This window comes from Herbaspirillum rubrisubalbicans, from assembly GCF_003719195.1.
Taxonomy (GTDB): Bacteria; Pseudomonadota; Gammaproteobacteria; order Burkholderiales; family Burkholderiaceae_D; genus Herbaspirillum; species Herbaspirillum rubrisubalbicans.
On sequence record NZ_CP024996.1, the window covers coordinates 5222895 to 5237400 of the forward strand.

At 63.0% G+C, this 14506-nt stretch carries 12 protein-coding genes; 7 read left to right on the plus strand and 5 right to left on the minus strand.

Features of this window, described 5'->3' with window-relative positions:
- Nucleotides 1-272: 272 nt before the first annotated feature.
- The 4 genes from RC54_RS23270 to RC54_RS23285 all read right to left on the minus strand — a co-directional run bounded on the left by RC54_RS23270 (nucleotide 273) and on the right by RC54_RS23285 (nucleotide 3710).
- Nucleotides 273-755, minus strand: a complete 483-nt coding sequence (locus tag RC54_RS23270; protein WP_061788506.1) for a DUF2442 domain-containing protein — start codon at nucleotides 753-755, stop codon at nucleotides 273-275.
- Nucleotides 752-1153: a DUF4160 domain-containing protein gene (locus tag RC54_RS23275; RefSeq protein WP_244216498.1), complete on the minus strand. Its 402-nt coding sequence runs from the start codon at nucleotides 1151-1153 to the stop codon at nucleotides 752-754. The genes RC54_RS23270 and RC54_RS23275 overlap by 4 nt, the downstream gene beginning before the upstream one ends.
- Nucleotides 1154-1392: 239 nt before the next feature.
- Nucleotides 1393-2457: an aldose epimerase family protein gene (locus RC54_RS23280; protein ID WP_061788507.1), complete on the minus strand. Its 1065-nt coding sequence runs from the start codon at nucleotides 2455-2457 to the stop codon at nucleotides 1393-1395.
- Nucleotides 2454-3710, minus strand: a complete 1257-nt coding sequence (locus tag RC54_RS23285; protein ID WP_058897173.1) for a XylR family transcriptional regulator — start codon at nucleotides 3708-3710, stop codon at nucleotides 2454-2456. The genes RC54_RS23280 and RC54_RS23285 overlap by 4 nt, the downstream gene beginning before the upstream one ends.
- Nucleotides 3711-4042: 332 nt before the next feature.
- On the opposite strand from RC54_RS23285, the gene xylF reads away from it, so the two are divergent.
- The 7 genes from xylF to RC54_RS23320 all read left to right on the plus strand — a co-directional run bounded on the left by xylF (nucleotide 4043) and on the right by RC54_RS23320 (nucleotide 13146).
- Nucleotides 4043-5059 (plus strand): D-xylose ABC transporter substrate-binding protein, encoded by a 1017-nt coding sequence (xylF, locus tag RC54_RS23290; RefSeq protein WP_017449923.1) that lies wholly within the window; start codon nucleotides 4043-4045, stop codon nucleotides 5057-5059.
- Nucleotides 5060-5167: 108 nt separating this feature from the next.
- Nucleotides 5168-6724: a D-xylose ABC transporter ATP-binding protein gene (xylG, locus tag RC54_RS23295; protein ID WP_058897174.1), complete on the plus strand. Its 1557-nt coding sequence runs from the start codon at nucleotides 5168-5170 to the stop codon at nucleotides 6722-6724.
- A 26-nt stretch (nucleotides 6725-6750) separates the two neighbouring features.
- Complete coding sequence (locus RC54_RS23300) at nucleotides 6751-7917, plus strand: sugar ABC transporter permease (RefSeq protein ID WP_197416645.1); 1167 nt, start codon at nucleotides 6751-6753, stop codon at nucleotides 7915-7917.
- A gap of 75 nt (nucleotides 7918-7992) precedes the next feature.
- Nucleotides 7993-8784, plus strand: a complete 792-nt coding sequence (xylB, locus tag RC54_RS23305; protein WP_061788508.1) for a D-xylose 1-dehydrogenase — start codon at nucleotides 7993-7995, stop codon at nucleotides 8782-8784.
- A 32-nt stretch (nucleotides 8785-8816) separates the two neighbouring features.
- Nucleotides 8817-10601: an IlvD/Edd family dehydratase gene (locus tag RC54_RS23310; protein WP_058897176.1), complete on the plus strand. Its 1785-nt coding sequence runs from the start codon at nucleotides 8817-8819 to the stop codon at nucleotides 10599-10601.
- A 1-nt stretch (nucleotide 10602) separates the two neighbouring features.
- Nucleotides 10603-11529 (plus strand): L-fucono-1,5-lactonase, encoded by a 927-nt coding sequence (locus RC54_RS23315; RefSeq protein ID WP_061788509.1) that lies wholly within the window; start codon nucleotides 10603-10605, stop codon nucleotides 11527-11529.
- Between the two features lie 111 nt (nucleotides 11530-11640).
- Nucleotides 11641-13146: a sensor domain-containing diguanylate cyclase gene (locus tag RC54_RS23320; RefSeq protein WP_058897178.1), complete on the plus strand. Its 1506-nt coding sequence runs from the start codon at nucleotides 11641-11643 to the stop codon at nucleotides 13144-13146.
- Here RC54_RS23320 and RC54_RS23325 read toward each other — a convergent pair.
- Nucleotides 13127-14323 (minus strand): serine hydrolase, encoded by a 1197-nt coding sequence (locus tag RC54_RS23325; RefSeq protein WP_061788510.1) that lies wholly within the window; start codon nucleotides 14321-14323, stop codon nucleotides 13127-13129. The genes RC54_RS23320 and RC54_RS23325 overlap by 20 nt on opposite strands.
- Between the last annotated feature and the right edge of the window lie 183 nt (nucleotides 14324-14506).

The window sequence follows — 14506 nt, forward strand, 5'->3', positions numbered from 1 at the left end:
CTGGCGTTGAGATGCACAGGCTGGGGGGTAGGAAGCCTGCTATGAAAATAGGACATTGTGGCGTGAAGCAACAGGGGAAAACAGACCTATTCCACTACGATTCTTGCCTAAAATTCCGGGGAGAAATGCTGCATTTCCGTGACGAGCCCGGGCTTCATTGGGCTATCGGAGTGGACGATTGGTTCCGCCATCGACGCATTGGCAGAGCGACGGCTGGACAATGCAAGACACCGCAGAGCTCTTACCTCTGACATCAGAGCTCTGGGGATGATTCACCGTTTCTTCGATGACGGACTGCGATCCATATCCGCGCTGATCGGCTTGCGCGGACGGCCGCCCTTCTTGCCATTTTCGCGCACGGCCAGCACCTTGGCGGCGCTGCTGCGGCTGCCGTTGCGCTTGGCCACAAGCGTGGAAGCCAGTTTCATCAACGATGGGCTGGCCGCGACCAGCCCCACGATGGACACATGCCAGTCACGCTCTTCCAGGCACAAGGCACTGCCGGCGTAGCCGAGCTTGATGCGCGCCAGTTCGGTCGCGCTCAGTTCGGCCAGTTCGGGGTAATTGCCGATGGGTAGCAGGATTGCCGTCTTGTCGGCAAAGCCCACTGCCAGGGCGCCCAGCTTGGCAAGATAGCTGACCTGTGTAGCTTGCGGCGTCGTATTGCGACGCTTGCGCCCAAGTTCCAGGGCCTGCTCAAGGACTTCCTCGGTGACGGGCGCATTGTCCCGTTTTTTCGCTTTGATGGTGCTCATAGCTCGATCTCCAGTTGGCTGGATTGCCCTGCGAGTTGGACTATCGTTCGGTCGCGCCAGGGGATGTAGCGCGCCCATTCGATCTCAATGGTGTGGCTTCTGAATACGCTCGGGCGGACCACCTCTTCACGATGCGGATCCCAATGCTGGTGATCCATGCAGACCGAGCGGCGACTTTGCCACCAGCATTGACGGGCGTACCGCAAGTTGACCGGCTGCTCGATCACTTGCCGCAACTCCTCCAGCAGCGCGCTGCCGGGGCAGTGGCGTATCGGCGTGACATCCCACAGGGCCACGCCGCCATGCCAGAAGCTGAACCGGTAACGTGCATCCCAGCGCTCGTTGCCGACATGGACATGCGGCGGGCAATGCTCATTCCGAGTAAACACGGAAACCACCAAGCCTTGATGCGTGCAAATTCTCATAAACCTAACCGTTAGGTTATTGGAACAAAGGCCCCGATGCAAGTCCTGCGCGTAGGCAAGCTGGCGCGCCGATACAACAAACAGAGGGATGGGCAAGGGGGAGCGAATGCGGCACCGTGCCAGACGGGACGGACCGCATTCGGAGCAGGCTAAGGAGGGAACAGGGAGATGTCAGCAGCGCTACGCATATAGCGCTGTTTTATTCAATTTTTTCAGTCACGCACACCTAGGCGATACGCCGTGGTCTGCCGATACACCTGCCCGGGTCGCAGGATCACCGCCTCGCGCAAGGGGCTGTTGACCTGGTCTGGATAGGACTGGGCCTCCAGGCAGAAGCCATCATGGATGGCATAAGGCTGCTCGCCCCGCCCCTGCACGCCGGAGAGGAAATTGCCGCTGTAGAACTGCAGGCCGATCTCGGTAGTCGAGACGCGCAGCTCGCGCCCGGAGGCCGGTTCGTAGACACTGGCCACCTCGCGCAAGCTCTGCGCCACGCGGCTCTGGCCGGGAGCCGGCTCATGCTCGCTGCGCAGGCAATAGCAGTGGTCGAAGCCCCCGGCCAACTTCAGTTGCGGGTCCGGCCAATCCAGGCGCGGGCCGATGGGGGCCGGCTGGCGGAAGTCGAAGGCGCTGCCGGCGACCTCGGCGCGACCTTGCGGAATAAGCTTGGCATCGACCTGCAGATAGGCATCGGCATCGATGGCGATGATGTGGTCGCGAATGTCACCGGCGCCACCGTTGAGATTGAAGTAGGCGTGCGAGGTCAGGTTGATCGGGGTGGCGGCGTCGCTGGTGGCGGTGTAGTCGATGCGCAACTGGCCGTCATCATCCAGGCGATACAGCACCGAAGCCATCACCGTGCCGGGAAACCCGGCTTGCCCGGCCGGCGAGACCAGCATCAGGCGCAAGCCTTCCGGGTCCGGCTGGACCTGCCAGCGCTGGGTGTGGAAGCCCGCGCTGCCACCGTGCAGGTGGTTCTGGCCTTCGTTGCAGTCGAGCTGGTGCGCCACGCCATCGAGCTCGAAGCGCCCTGCCGCGATGCGGTTGCCCCAGCGGCCGACGATGGCGCCGAAGTAGGCCGGATTGTGCTGGTACTGCTCGACGCGGTCCAAGCCCAGCAGGATATCGGCCTGACGACCATAACGGTCGGGCGCCCACCAATTGACCAGGGTGGCGCCCAGGTCACTGATGGTCACGCGCATTCCGGTGTGGTTGCGCAGGGTGTAGAGACGGATGCCGTCGGCGGCAGTGGTGTGGGAGAGGGTGAAGTGCGTCATTTTGTCGTGGTGAGGAGGGATGGCCCTGCGGTTTTCTTTTTGGGCCGCGGCGCGGGGGCGGGCGAACGCTCCAGCCCGGCGGCGAATTGTTCCTGGTACTCCCTGGGGGTGCAGCCCAGTTCGCGTTTGAAGACAGCGTGCAGGTATTGCACGGTGGTAAAGCCACAGCTCACCGCGATCTCGGCCGCGTGGCTACCGGCCTGTTCCAACATGCGCTTGGCGGCATCGAGCTTGAAACGCAGGATTTCGTCATGGACGCTACGGCCCAGCTCGCGCCGGAAATACCACTCCAGCGAGGAGCGCGAGATGCCCACGTAATCGGCCACCTGATCGGTCTTGATGCCCTGGCAGGCATACTGGCGAATGAAGTGCAGCGCCTGCATCACGTGCGGGTGGTTGCGCACCTCGTGGCGGCTGGAAGCCAGCACGTTGATGCCCACCGGCGGCACCATGATGCGGGTATCGGGAAAGCGCGCCCCATGCAGCATCTGGTGCAACAGGTGGGCGGCGGTGCGCCCCATCTCGACGCTGCCCTGGATCACCGAACTCAATGGGATGCGCGTCAACACCCGCGCCAGCGGATCGTTGTCGATGCCGATCAAGGCCACCTGCTCCGGCACCGCAATGCCGGCAAACAGACAGGCCTGCAGCAACTGGCGCGCCCGCGCGTCGGTCACGGCGATGATGCCCACCGGCTTGGGCAGGCTGCGCACCCAGGCAATCTGCTGCTCCACGGCGGTATCCCAGGACTGCGCACTGGTGCCCACGCCGCGATAGATGTGGCCGGTGATGCCGTCAGCGCCGGTCAGGTCGGTGAAGATGCGCTCGCGCTCCTGGGCCCAGCGGTTGCAGGGCGACTCCGGCAAGCTGAACAGGGCGAAATGCTGCAGACCGGCCTCGATCAGGTGGTCGTAGGCCAGCTTGACCATCTTGTAGTTGTCGGTGGCCACATAAGGCCGGTTGGCCGGATATTGCGAGGGATCGGCGTAAGAGCCACCGATGGCCACCACCGGCAGTTGCACGCCTTCCAGCGCGGCCGTGGTAACGGGATCGTCGAAGTCGGCAATGATGCCATGCCCGGCCCAGCGCTCGATGCCTTGCGGACGGCAACGGAAGTCCTCCTCCAGGTACAGGTCCCAGGAGGCGCGGGTGCTGCTGATGTATTCGCCGATGCCGGCAATGATTTCGCGGTCGAATATCTTGTTGCCGTTGAAGAGCAACGCAATCCGGTGCACCGTGGGTGCTTTTGCCACGCTGTGTCTCCTGTCTGGCGGCGTCGATGCTGACTTCGCTAGCGCGCCGTTTTTTATCTGGTGAACGATTGTAGCGAGCCATGCCCGCCCTGACCGATATGTGCTGTTGCAATAAAAAGAATCACTAAGCCATTTGGTCAATTTCGTAATTGTAGAGTGGATTGACGCGGGGCTAGTATCCCCCTCGCACCATCATGCGGCGTGGACATATCCTGACAAGCTCGGCCCCACGCGCCCCCGGCAGCGAATGCCCCAAAACGGGCCACCCTTTCCACCGGACCATGCCGCTTCAAAAATCATAATCAATTCAAATTTCATTCGGAGACTGGACTATGAAGGCAATCCTGAAGAAGACCGTGCTGGCGCTCATGACTGTGACCACCCTGTCCATGGTGGCTGGCAGCGCCATGGCCGACGCCAAGAACCCCAAGATCGGTTTTTCCATCGATGACCTGCGCGTGGAGCGCTGGGCGCGCGACCGCGATTTCTTCACCGCCGCCGCCGAAAAGCTGGGCGCCAAGGTCTACGTGCAATCGGCCGATGCCAGCGAGCAACGTCAGATCTCGCAGATCGAAAACCTGATCTCGCGCGGCGTGGACGTGATCGTGATCGTCCCCTTCAATGCCACGGTCCTGACCAACACCATCAAGGAAGCCAAGAAGGCTGGCATCAAGGTGCTGTCCTATGACCGCCTGATTCTGAACGCCGATGTGGATGCCTACATCTCCTTCGATAACGAGAAGGTCGGTGAAATGCAGGCCGAGGGCATCCTCAAGGTCAAGAACAAGGGCAACTTCTTCCTCTTGGGCGGCTCGCCCACCGACAACAACGCCAAGATGTTCCGCGAAGGCCAGATGAAGGCCTTGAAGCCCTACATCGACAAGGGCGACATCAAGATCGTCGGCCAGCAATGGGTCAAGGAATGGAACCCGACCGAAGCGCTGTCCATCGTTGAGAATGCGTTGACGGCCAACAACAACAAGATCGACGCCATCGTCGCCTCAAACGATGGCACCGCCGGTGGCGCCATCCAGGCCCTGGCCGCACAGAAGCTGGCCGGCAAGGTGCCGGTCTCGGGTCAGGATGCCGACCTGGCCGCAGTCAAGCGTGTGGTGGCCGGTACCCAGACCATGACCGTCTACAAGCCCTTGAAGCAGATCGCCACCGAAGCCGCCAAGCTGTCCGTGCAACTGGCCCGCAACGAGAAGCCGACCTACAACGCCCAGTATGACAACGGCTTCAAGAAGGTCGACAGCCTGCTGTTGAAGCCCATCCTGCTGACCAAGGACAACGTCAAGGTCCTGGTCGATGACGGCTTCTACACCCAGGCCCAGATCGACGGCCGTTGATTCCCGGGTGACCAACGCCGGCTGCCGTAACGGTCGCCGGCGTCGCCCTCTGCGCCCCCGGCACGTCCGCCGGGCGCAGGATCCAGAGGCTTCTTGGAAAGAACAGGCATGTCCGAGTATCTGTTAGAAATGAAAGGCATCGTCAAGAGCTTTGGCGGTGTGCGCGCCCTGGACGGCATCGACATCAAGATCCGGCCCGGTGAATGCGTGGGCCTGTGCGGTGAAAATGGCGCGGGCAAATCGACGCTGATGAAGATCCTCTCCGGTGTCTATCCGCATGGCACCTGGGAAGGCGAGATCCTGTGGGACGGCAAGCCGCTGCAAGCGCATTCGGTGCGCGATACCGAAGCGGCCGGCATCGTCATCATCCACCAGGAACTGATGCTGGTACCCGAGCTGTCGGTGGCCGAAAACATCTTCATGGGTCACGAGATCACCCTGCCGGGCGGTCGCATGAATTACCCCGCCATGTATCGCCGCGCCGAAGAACTGATGCGCGAACTGAACATGCCCGACATCAACGTGGCCCTGCCGGTCTCGCAATACGGCGGCGGTCACCAGCAACTGGTAGAAATCGCCAAGGCGCTCAACAAGGATGCGCGCCTGTTGATCCTGGACGAACCCTCGTCGTCGCTGACGGCTTCCGAAATCGCAGTGCTGCTCAAGATCATCAAGGACTTGAAGGCGCGTGGCGTGGCCTGCGTCTACATCTCCCACAAGCTCGACGAAGTGGCCGAGATCTGCGACACCATCTCGGTGATCCGCGATGGCAAGCACATCGCCACCACCCCGATGCAAGAGATGGATGTGGACAAGATCATCACCCAGATGGTCGGCCGCGAAATCACCGCCATGTACCCGGAGCGCAACCACGCCATCGGCGAGGTGGTGCTGGAGGCACGCCACATCACCTGCTACGACATCGACAATCCGCGCCGCAAGCGGGTCGATGACGTTTCCTTCAGCGTGCGCCGGGGCGAGATCCTGGGCATTGCCGGGCTGGTCGGCGCCGGCCGCACCGAACTGGTGTCGGCCATCTTCGGCGCCTATCGCGGCCGCTATGAAGGTCAGATCCTGCTGGAAGGCCAGCCAGCCGATACCGGCTCACCCTTGAAGTCGATCCGTCAGGGCCTGTGCATGGTGCCGGAAGACCGCAAGCACCACGGCATCGTGCCCGACCTCGACGTGGGCCAGAACATCACCCTGACGGTGTTGAACCGCTTCTCACGCGGCAGTCGCATCGACAGCAGCGCCGAACTCAAGACCATCCAGGGCGAGATCAACCGTCTGCGCGTCAAGACCGCCAGCCCCTTCCTGCCCATCACGGGCCTGTCGGGCGGCAACCAGCAAAAGGCGGTGCTCTCCAAGATGCTGCTGGCCCAGCCCAAGGTACTGATTCTGGACGAACCCACGCGCGGCGTGGACGTGGGCGCCAAGGCCGAAATCTATCGCCTCATCTCGGATCTGGCCAAGGCGGGCCTGGCCATCATCATGGTCTCTTCCGAACTGGCCGAGGTGCTGGGCGTGTCGGACCGCGTACTGGTGATCGGCGAAGGCCGCTTGCGCGGCGACTTCGTCAACGACAATCTGAGCCAGGAAACCGTGCTGGCCGCAGCGATCAACCAACCCGTGCCGCAAGCGAACTCGCGCGCGGCAGCGGGTTGATCAAAAAAACACAAGGTGAATCCGGTATGACTTCAAGCACTCTGAGCAACATGGGCAATATGGCCAATCTCAAGCAGGTGTTCCGCCGCTACAAGATCATCGCGCTGCTCATCGCCATTGCCATCATCTGGGGCTTCTTCAGCTTCATGACCGATGGCGGTTTCGTGACACCCCGTAACCTCTCCAACCTGCTGCGCCAGATGTCGGTGACCGGCATCCTCGCCTGCGGCATGGTGCTGGTCATCATCGCCGGCGAAATCGACCTCTCGGTGGGCTCGCTGCTGGGCCTGCTGGGGGGTATCGCCGCGCTGCTGGACGTGAGCTACCACCTGCCACTGGCCTTGAACCTGGTGCTGGCGCTGGGCTTCGGCCTGGGGATGGGGCTCTTGAATGGCTACCTGACCGCCTACCTGGGCATCCCTTCCTTCATCGTCGGCCTGGGCGGGATGCTGGCCTTCCGCGGCATCCTGCTGGGCATTACCGGTGGCCTCACCATCGCCCCGGTCTCGGACAACATGGTCTACCTGGGCCAGGGCTACCTGCCGCCGCAGATCGGTGCCGCGTTGGGCATTGCCCTGTTCGTGCTGGCGCTGGCGCTGACCTGGATGAGCCGCGTCAACCGCAGTCGTCACGGCCTGCCGCTGGTGGCGCTGTGGCGCGACGGCTTGAAGGTGGCCGTCATCGGCGCCGTGCTGCTGGCCTTCGTGCGCACGCTCAACAGCTATGACGGCATTCCCGTGCCGGTGCTGCTGTTGCTGGCACTGCTGGGCCTGTTCAGCTACGTCAGCACCCAGACCGTGTTCGGCCGCCGCATCTATTCGGTGGGCAGCAACATGGAAGCCACCCGCCTGTCGGGCGTGAACGTGCAGGCCGTCAAGCTGTGGGTGTTCGGCATCATGGGCCTGATGTGCGCGCTGGCCGGGCTGGTCAATACCGCCCGCCTGGCCGCCGGATCGCCCTCGGCGGGCAACATGGGCGAGCTCGATGCGATTGCCGCCTGCTTCATCGGCGGCACGTCCATGCGCGGCGGCTCCGGCACCATCTACGGCGCGCTGATCGGCGCGCTGGTGATGGCCAGCCTCGATAACGGCATGTCCATGCTGGACGTGGGCACCTACTGGCAGATGATCGTCAAGGGCAGCATCCTGGTGCTGGCCGTGTGGGTGGACGTGAGCACCCGTTCGGGCCGCTGAGCGCAACAAGCAAAAACTGTTTATATCGTTTCCGGGCCGCACCTGCTGCCCATCTTATCCTCTGGAGTACCAAGCATGACCGCAGCTACTACCCCCGTCTTCGAACACGCCCTCTATCGCAGCCTCGCCGGCAAGCGGGTCGTCATTACCGGCGGCGGCAGCGGCATCGGTGCGGCACTGGTAGAAGCCTTTGTCGCGCAAGGCGCCCAGGTGTACTTCCTGGACATCGCCACCGCCCCTTCCGAAGCTCTGGTGGAAGCGCTCAAGGCGGCGCCGGTCGCCCCGCGCTTCTTCCCCTGCAACCTGATGAACCTGGAAGCCCTGCGCGCCACCTTCACCGAGATCGAAACCATTGCCGGCGGCGTGGACATCCTCATCAACAATGCCGCCAACGACGACCGCCACAAGACCGCCGACGTCACTCCCGCCTACTGGGATGAACGCCTGGCAGTCAACCTGCGCCACCAGTTCTTTTGCGCCCAGGCAGTGCTGCCGGGAATGCGCGAGCGCAAGAGCGGGGTGATCCTCAATTTCGGTTCCATTTCCTGGCACCTGGGCCTGCCCGACCTGACCCTGTACATGACCGCCAAGGCCGGCATCGAAGGCATGACGCACGGCATGGCACGCGACTTCGGCCGCGACGGTGTGCGTGTCAACGCCATCATCCCCGGCGCCATCCGTACCCCGCGCCAGACCCTGCTCTGGCACACTCCCGAAGAAGAGGCGAAAATCCTGGCTGCGCAATGCCTGCCCGTGCGCGTCGATCCGCATGATGTCGCGGCCCTGGCCCTGTTCCTGTCCTCCGACAGCGGCGCCAAGTGCAGCGGCCGCGAATATTACGTCGACGCCGGCTGGCTGGGCGCATAACCCATCCATACGCCTGCGGGCCAGAGGAATCCATGAACAAGCCAAACGTCACCCCCCGTCGCTTCCGCTCGCAAGACTGGTTCGACAATCCCGACCACATCGACATGACTGCGCTCTACCTGGAGCGCTTCATGAACTACGGCATCACCGCCGAGGAACTGCGCTCGGGCCGCCCCATCATCGGCATCGCCCAGAGCGGCAGCGACATCAGTCCCTGCAACCGCATCCACCTGGAACTGGCCAAGCGGGTGCGTGATGGCATCCGCGATGCCGGTGGCATCCCGATGGAGTTCCCGCTGCATCCCATCTTCGAGAACTGCCGCCGCCCCACCGCCGCTATCGACCGCAACCTGGCCTACCTGGGCCTGGTGGAAATCCTGCATGGCTATCCCATCGATGCCGTGGTGCTCACCACCGGCTGCGACAAGACCACGCCCTCGCAGATCATGGCCGCGGCCACCGTTGATATCCCGGCCATCGTGCTCTCGGGCGGTCCCATGCTGGATGGCTGGATGGATGGCGAGCTGGTCGGTTCCGGCTCGGCCATCTGGAAGGGCCGCAAGCTACTCTCAGCGGGCAGCATCGACAATGAGAAATTCCTGGAAATCGCCGCCGCCTCGGCGCCCTCTTCCGGCCACTGCAACACCATGGGCACCGCCTCCACCATGAACGCCATGGCCGAAGCACTGGGCATGTCGCTGACCGGCTGCTCGGCCATTCCTGCGCCCTATCGCGAGCGCGGCCAGATGGCCTACGAGACGGGCCGGCGCATCGTCGGCATGGCCTATGAAGACCTGCGTCCTTCCGCCATCCTCACGCGTGAAGCCTTCCTCGACGCCATCGTGGTCAATGCCGCCATCGGCGGCTCCACCAATGCCCAGCCGCACATCATGGCCATGGCGCGTCATGCCGGCGTGGAGCTGCATTCGGAAGACTGGATGAAGTACGGTTACGACGTGCCGCTGCTGCTGAACATGCAGCCGGCCGGCAAGTACCTGGGTGAACGTTTCCACCGTGCCGGCGGTGTGCCGGCCATCATGTGGGAGCTACAGCAGGCCGGCAAGCTGCGCGCCGAACGCATCACCGCCAGCGGCAAGACCATGGCCGAGAACCTGCAGGGTCGCCAATCGAACGACCGCGAAATGATTTACCCGTTTGCCGCCCCGCTGCGCGAACGCGCCGGCTTCCTGGTGTTGAAGGGCAACCTGTTCGACTTCGCCATCATGAAGACCAGCGTCATCTCCGAAGCCTTCCGTGAGCGCTATCTCAGCACCCCCGGCCAGGAAAACATCTTCGAATGTCGCGCTGTGGTCTTCGATGGGTCGGACGACTACCATGCCCGCATCAACGATCCAGCGCTGAAAATCGACGAAAACACCCTGCTGGCCATCCGTGGCGCCGGTCCCGTGGGCTGGCCCGGCTCGGCCGAGGTGGTCAACATGCAACCGCCCGATGCGCTCATCAAGCGCGGCGTGTCCACCTTGCCCACACTGGGCGATGGGCGCCAGTCGGGCACCTCCGACAGCCCCTCCATCCTCAACGCCTCGCCCGAGAGCGCCGTGGGCGGCGGCCTGGCTTACCTGCGCGATGGCGATCGCGTGCGCATCGACCTCAACACCGGTGAGTGCAACATGCTCATCAGCGAGGAAGAGCTGGCGCGCCGCAAGAGCGAGGGCATCCCGCCGGTGCCGCCCAGCCAGACCCCCTGGCAGGAAATCTATCGCAGCACGGTGGGCCAACTGGAAACTGGCGCCTGCATGGAACTGGCCCTGAAGTACCAGGGCGTGGCGCAGACCATGCCACGGCACAACCACTGATATGCTGACCCTGCACCGTGAAATGACCATGCCACCGGCCCCGGTGCAACGCATCAAGGGGCCGCGGCGCATCGACGCGCACCAGCATTTCTGGCGCTACCGTTCCGAGGACTATCCCTGGATCGGTACCGGTATGGACCTGCTGGCGCAGGACCGCCTGCCCTACCAGTTCCAGCCGCTGCTGGAGGCGCAAGGCCTGCACGCCTCCATCACGGTACAGGCACGCCCCGGGCGCGAAGAAACCGCCTTCCTGCTGGAGATGGCACGCCGCGATGCGCGCATCGTCGGCGTCATCGGCTGGGACGATATCGCCTCGCCGCAACTGGCCGATTGCATGGAGCAATGGGGCCGCCACAAGCTGCTGGGTCTGCGTCACGCCATGCCGGAAACGGACGACGCCGCCCTGCTGCTGGCCCAGCCGCAATTCAACCACGGCGTGCGCTGGCTGCAGGAGCGCGACTACGTGCTGGACGTGCTGGCCCATGAACGCCACCTACCGCAACTACGCCAGCTATGCACCCTGCACGACCAGCACTGGATCGTCTTGAACCACCTCGGCAAGCCCGCCCTGAAGGAATTCCGCAAAGGCCGCGCCGCCTATGAACGCTGGCGCCGCGAGTTGCGCGAGCTGACCGCCATGCCGCATGTGGCCTGCAAGATCTCGGGCCTGTTGACCGAAGCCGACTGGCTGCGCGGCCTGTGTTCGCGCGACTTCGATCACATCGTGCAATGCCTGGATACGGCACTGGAACTGTTCGGCCCGCAGCGTCTGATGTTCGGCTCGGACTGGCCGGTCTGCCTGCTGGCAGCATCCTATGCACGGGTGGTGGCAGTGGTGCGGGAATGGGCCGCCAAACGGCTTTGCGCTGCCGACCAGGACGCCTTGTGGGGCGAATCCTCGGCCAATATTTATGGCCTGATGACATAAGCTTTTTATCGGTTTCCTTTTCATTGCCAAGCGCCAATCCCGATGCGATATTGAGCCGGGGAACGCCTGTCAAAGGTAGGGGAGACTAAAATCAAACGCCTCAAACGCAACATGACCCTGACCATCAGTTCGCTTGCACTGATGGCGGTCATCATCACCAGCATCGTGCTCTATCAAAGCTATCGGCAGATAGAACGCACGTCCATCAACCACGCCCTGAACGTGACGCGCATCGCGCAGCGTTCGATCTCGCGCAACGTCGAACTGCTCTCGCTGGCACTGGACAGCCTGGTGTGGCGGTATCGCCATACGCAGTTGCACCAGATGCCGCCGGCGCAGCAACTCGATTTCCTGCTGGGCGAAAAAGTCGAAGCCAGCTACATCGCTGCACTGGGCATCGTCAATGCCGAGGGTGAACTCATCGTCGGCTCGCCCAGTCTGGCCGAGATCATGCCGGGCAATTTTGCCGGGCGCGATTTCTTCGAGCAGCAGCGCCATGAGCTGGCCAGTGGGCTCTACATCTCATCGCCACTGTCGGTACGCATGGAGCGACGTCTGCACGTGCTGGTCCTGTCCAAGCGGCTGGTCAATGCCGATGGGCGCTTTGCCGGCATCGCCTTCATGGTCCTGTACCTGGATTACTTCCGCCAACTGTTCGAGGGGCTGTCGCTGGAAAAAAATGCGGTCATGTCGCTCTACACGACCAGTGGCGTGGCCTATATGCGCCTGCCCTACGACGAAGCCTTCATCGGTTCGCGCCTGGACAACGTCCCCGACCTGCAGCGCATGACGTCCCCGCAAGCGCCGCAGCAGGGCAGCTATTTCGCCCGCTCGCGACAGGATGGGGTCAAGCGCCTGTATGCCTATGTACGCGTGCCGCACACCAATTGGGTGGTCTTCATCGGTCGCACCAAGGCCGAACTGTTTCGCGACTGGACACGCATGTTCTATGCGGTATTGCTGCTCACGGCGGCCTTCAGCACCGCCAGCATCTATCTCATCAGCCGCCTGCGCGAGGAGTTCTTCCGGCGCGGCAAGCTGGACCTGCAACTGGAACAGCAAGCCCGCACCGACAAGCTGACCTCGCTGCTGAACCGCCGCGCCCTGGACGAAGCATTGCAGGAAGCCTGGCACAAAAGCCAGCGCAATAGCACCACGCGCTTTGCGGTCCTGTTTGCCGATGTCGATTTCTTCAAGCTCTACAACGACACCTACGGCCACAAGGCTGGCGACTATGCGCTGGTGGCGGTGGCCCGTTGCATCCAGGGAGCGGTGGCACGGCAATGCGACAAGACCGGTCGCTTCGGTGGCGAGGAATTCGTGGCCTTGCTCGACGAAGCCGATGCGCAAGGCGCGCTGCACGTAGCCAGCAATATCCTCACGAGCTTGCAGGCCTTGAAGATCCCGCACGAGCGCAGCCCCTTCGGGCGACTTTCACTGAGTATCGGGGTAGCCTGCCTGGATCGTGACTTGCACCAGAGCATGGAGGAAGTAGTGAAGGCCGCCGATGAAGCGCTCTACCAGGCCAAGCGCGCCGGGCGCAACCGGGTGCAGTTGTACCGGCCGGCCCGGGCCGAGCAGGCCAACGACCTGGTCCTCAGTTCAGCGAGCAGTTGAGCCACTTGGCGATGCGCACGCCATCCAGGCGCGAACCATCGGCGCTACCGCTGCCGAGCATGGTGACGATCACCGGACGGCGGTCATGCACCAAGAGGCGCAATACCATGTTGTGGCCGGACTCGTTGATGAAACCGGTCTTCTGCACCGTGGCATTGACCTGGCCATAGCGGATCAGGCGATTGGAATTGATGTACTGCAACTGGCCACGACCGATGTTGATCATCTTTTGCTTGTCCAGCGAATCGTTGCGGATCAACTGGTAACGATTGGCGGCCTTGACCATCTCGGCCAGCTCGCGCGGGGTGGAAACATTTTCCGGCGAGAGTCCGGTGGCATTCTCGAAATGGGTATGGCTCATGCCCAGCGCCTGGGCACGCGCATTCATGGCCGCAATGAAGGCCGGCCGACCACCCGGATAGTCGCGGCTCATGGCCGCAGCGGCGCGGTTCTCGGAAGACATCAGGGCGATATGCAGCATGTCCGCACGCGACAGGCTGGCACCCACGTTCAGGCGCGAATGGGTGAACTTCAAGGTATCGAGGTCGTCCTCGCTCACTTCCAGCCGGTTGGCCAGCGGCAGCGGCTTCTGGTCCAGCCAGACCATGGCCGTCATCAGCTTGGTCACCGAGGCAATGGGCGCGACCGTGTCGGCATCGCGTTCGAAGAGCGGAGTATTGGTCTGTTCATCGAGCACGTAGATGCCGCGCGAGAAGAGGTGGCGACGCGAGGCTTCGGTGAAGCCGCAGCGCGGCAGCAGTTCGGGCTTGGTGTTGGTGGCCACAGCCGTGGCAGTCTTTGCGCTGGCCTCAGCCGGAGCCGCAGTCACCGCTGCCGCCGTCGCTCCCGCTGCGGTCACGGCCGCCGCCGCTGTTGCCGCCCCATGCGCCCGGCCACGTCCATGACGCCGGGGGTGGGAAGGCGCGCGCGCCTTGCTCTGCACCGGCGTCTTCTTGCGCAGGTTGCGCTTGCGGCCTTTGACGCCCGTGGCCACGGCCCGGTGCTTGCCGGCGGTGGAGGTGGCGGCCTGGGCCTCGCTGGTTTTACCGGAAATGACGCTCAACACCAGCAGCAGCGCACTACACAGGAGCAGCCGGGCCAGCAGGCCGGCACGGCGCAGGAGCAACAGGAAAAAGGGGAAATCATTACCGGAACGGGACTGCTGCGTGCAAAACATCGTCGAAACCTTAGTCGGTGCATTCATCCAAGACCGGCCATGATACGGAAACTTGGACTTTGCTGCAGCACACTTCAGCTGTGGATAACTTAAAGTGAAGAAAATAGCAAAAAAGACAAGCCTCTTCCCACCCACAATTTGCTTCCCTGGCTGCAACCGGGCGGCGCATAATCTGTCCATTCC

Excerpts from the sequence above, each read along its gene's own strand:
- RC54_RS23325 (WP_061788510.1), bottom strand. The coding sequence starts at position 14,323 with ATGTTTTGCACGCAGCAGTCCCGTTCCGGTAATGATTTCCCCTTTTTC.
- RC54_RS23270 (WP_061788506.1), bottom strand. The coding sequence starts at position 755 with ATGAGCACCATCAAAGCGAAAAAACGGGACAATGCGCCCGTCACCGAG.
- xylG (WP_058897174.1), top strand. The coding sequence starts at position 5,168 with ATGTCCGAGTATCTGTTAGAAATGAAAGGCATCGTCAAGAGCTTTGGC.
- RC54_RS23320 (WP_058897178.1), top strand. The coding sequence starts at position 11,641 with ATGACCCTGACCATCAGTTCGCTTGCACTGATGGCGGTCATCATCACC.
- RC54_RS23310 (WP_058897176.1), top strand. The coding sequence starts at position 8,817 with ATGAACAAGCCAAACGTCACCCCCCGTCGCTTCCGCTCGCAAGACTGG.
- RC54_RS23280 (WP_061788507.1), bottom strand. The coding sequence starts at position 2,457 with ATGACGCACTTCACCCTCTCCCACACCACTGCCGCCGACGGCATCCGT.
- RC54_RS23300 (WP_197416645.1), top strand. The coding sequence starts at position 6,751 with ATGACTTCAAGCACTCTGAGCAACATGGGCAATATGGCCAATCTCAAG.
- RC54_RS23315 (WP_061788509.1), top strand. The coding sequence starts at position 10,603 with ATGCTGACCCTGCACCGTGAAATGACCATGCCACCGGCCCCGGTGCAA.
- xylB (WP_061788508.1), top strand. The coding sequence starts at position 7,993 with ATGACCGCAGCTACTACCCCCGTCTTCGAACACGCCCTCTATCGCAGC.
- xylF (WP_017449923.1), top strand. The coding sequence starts at position 4,043 with ATGAAGGCAATCCTGAAGAAGACCGTGCTGGCGCTCATGACTGTGACC.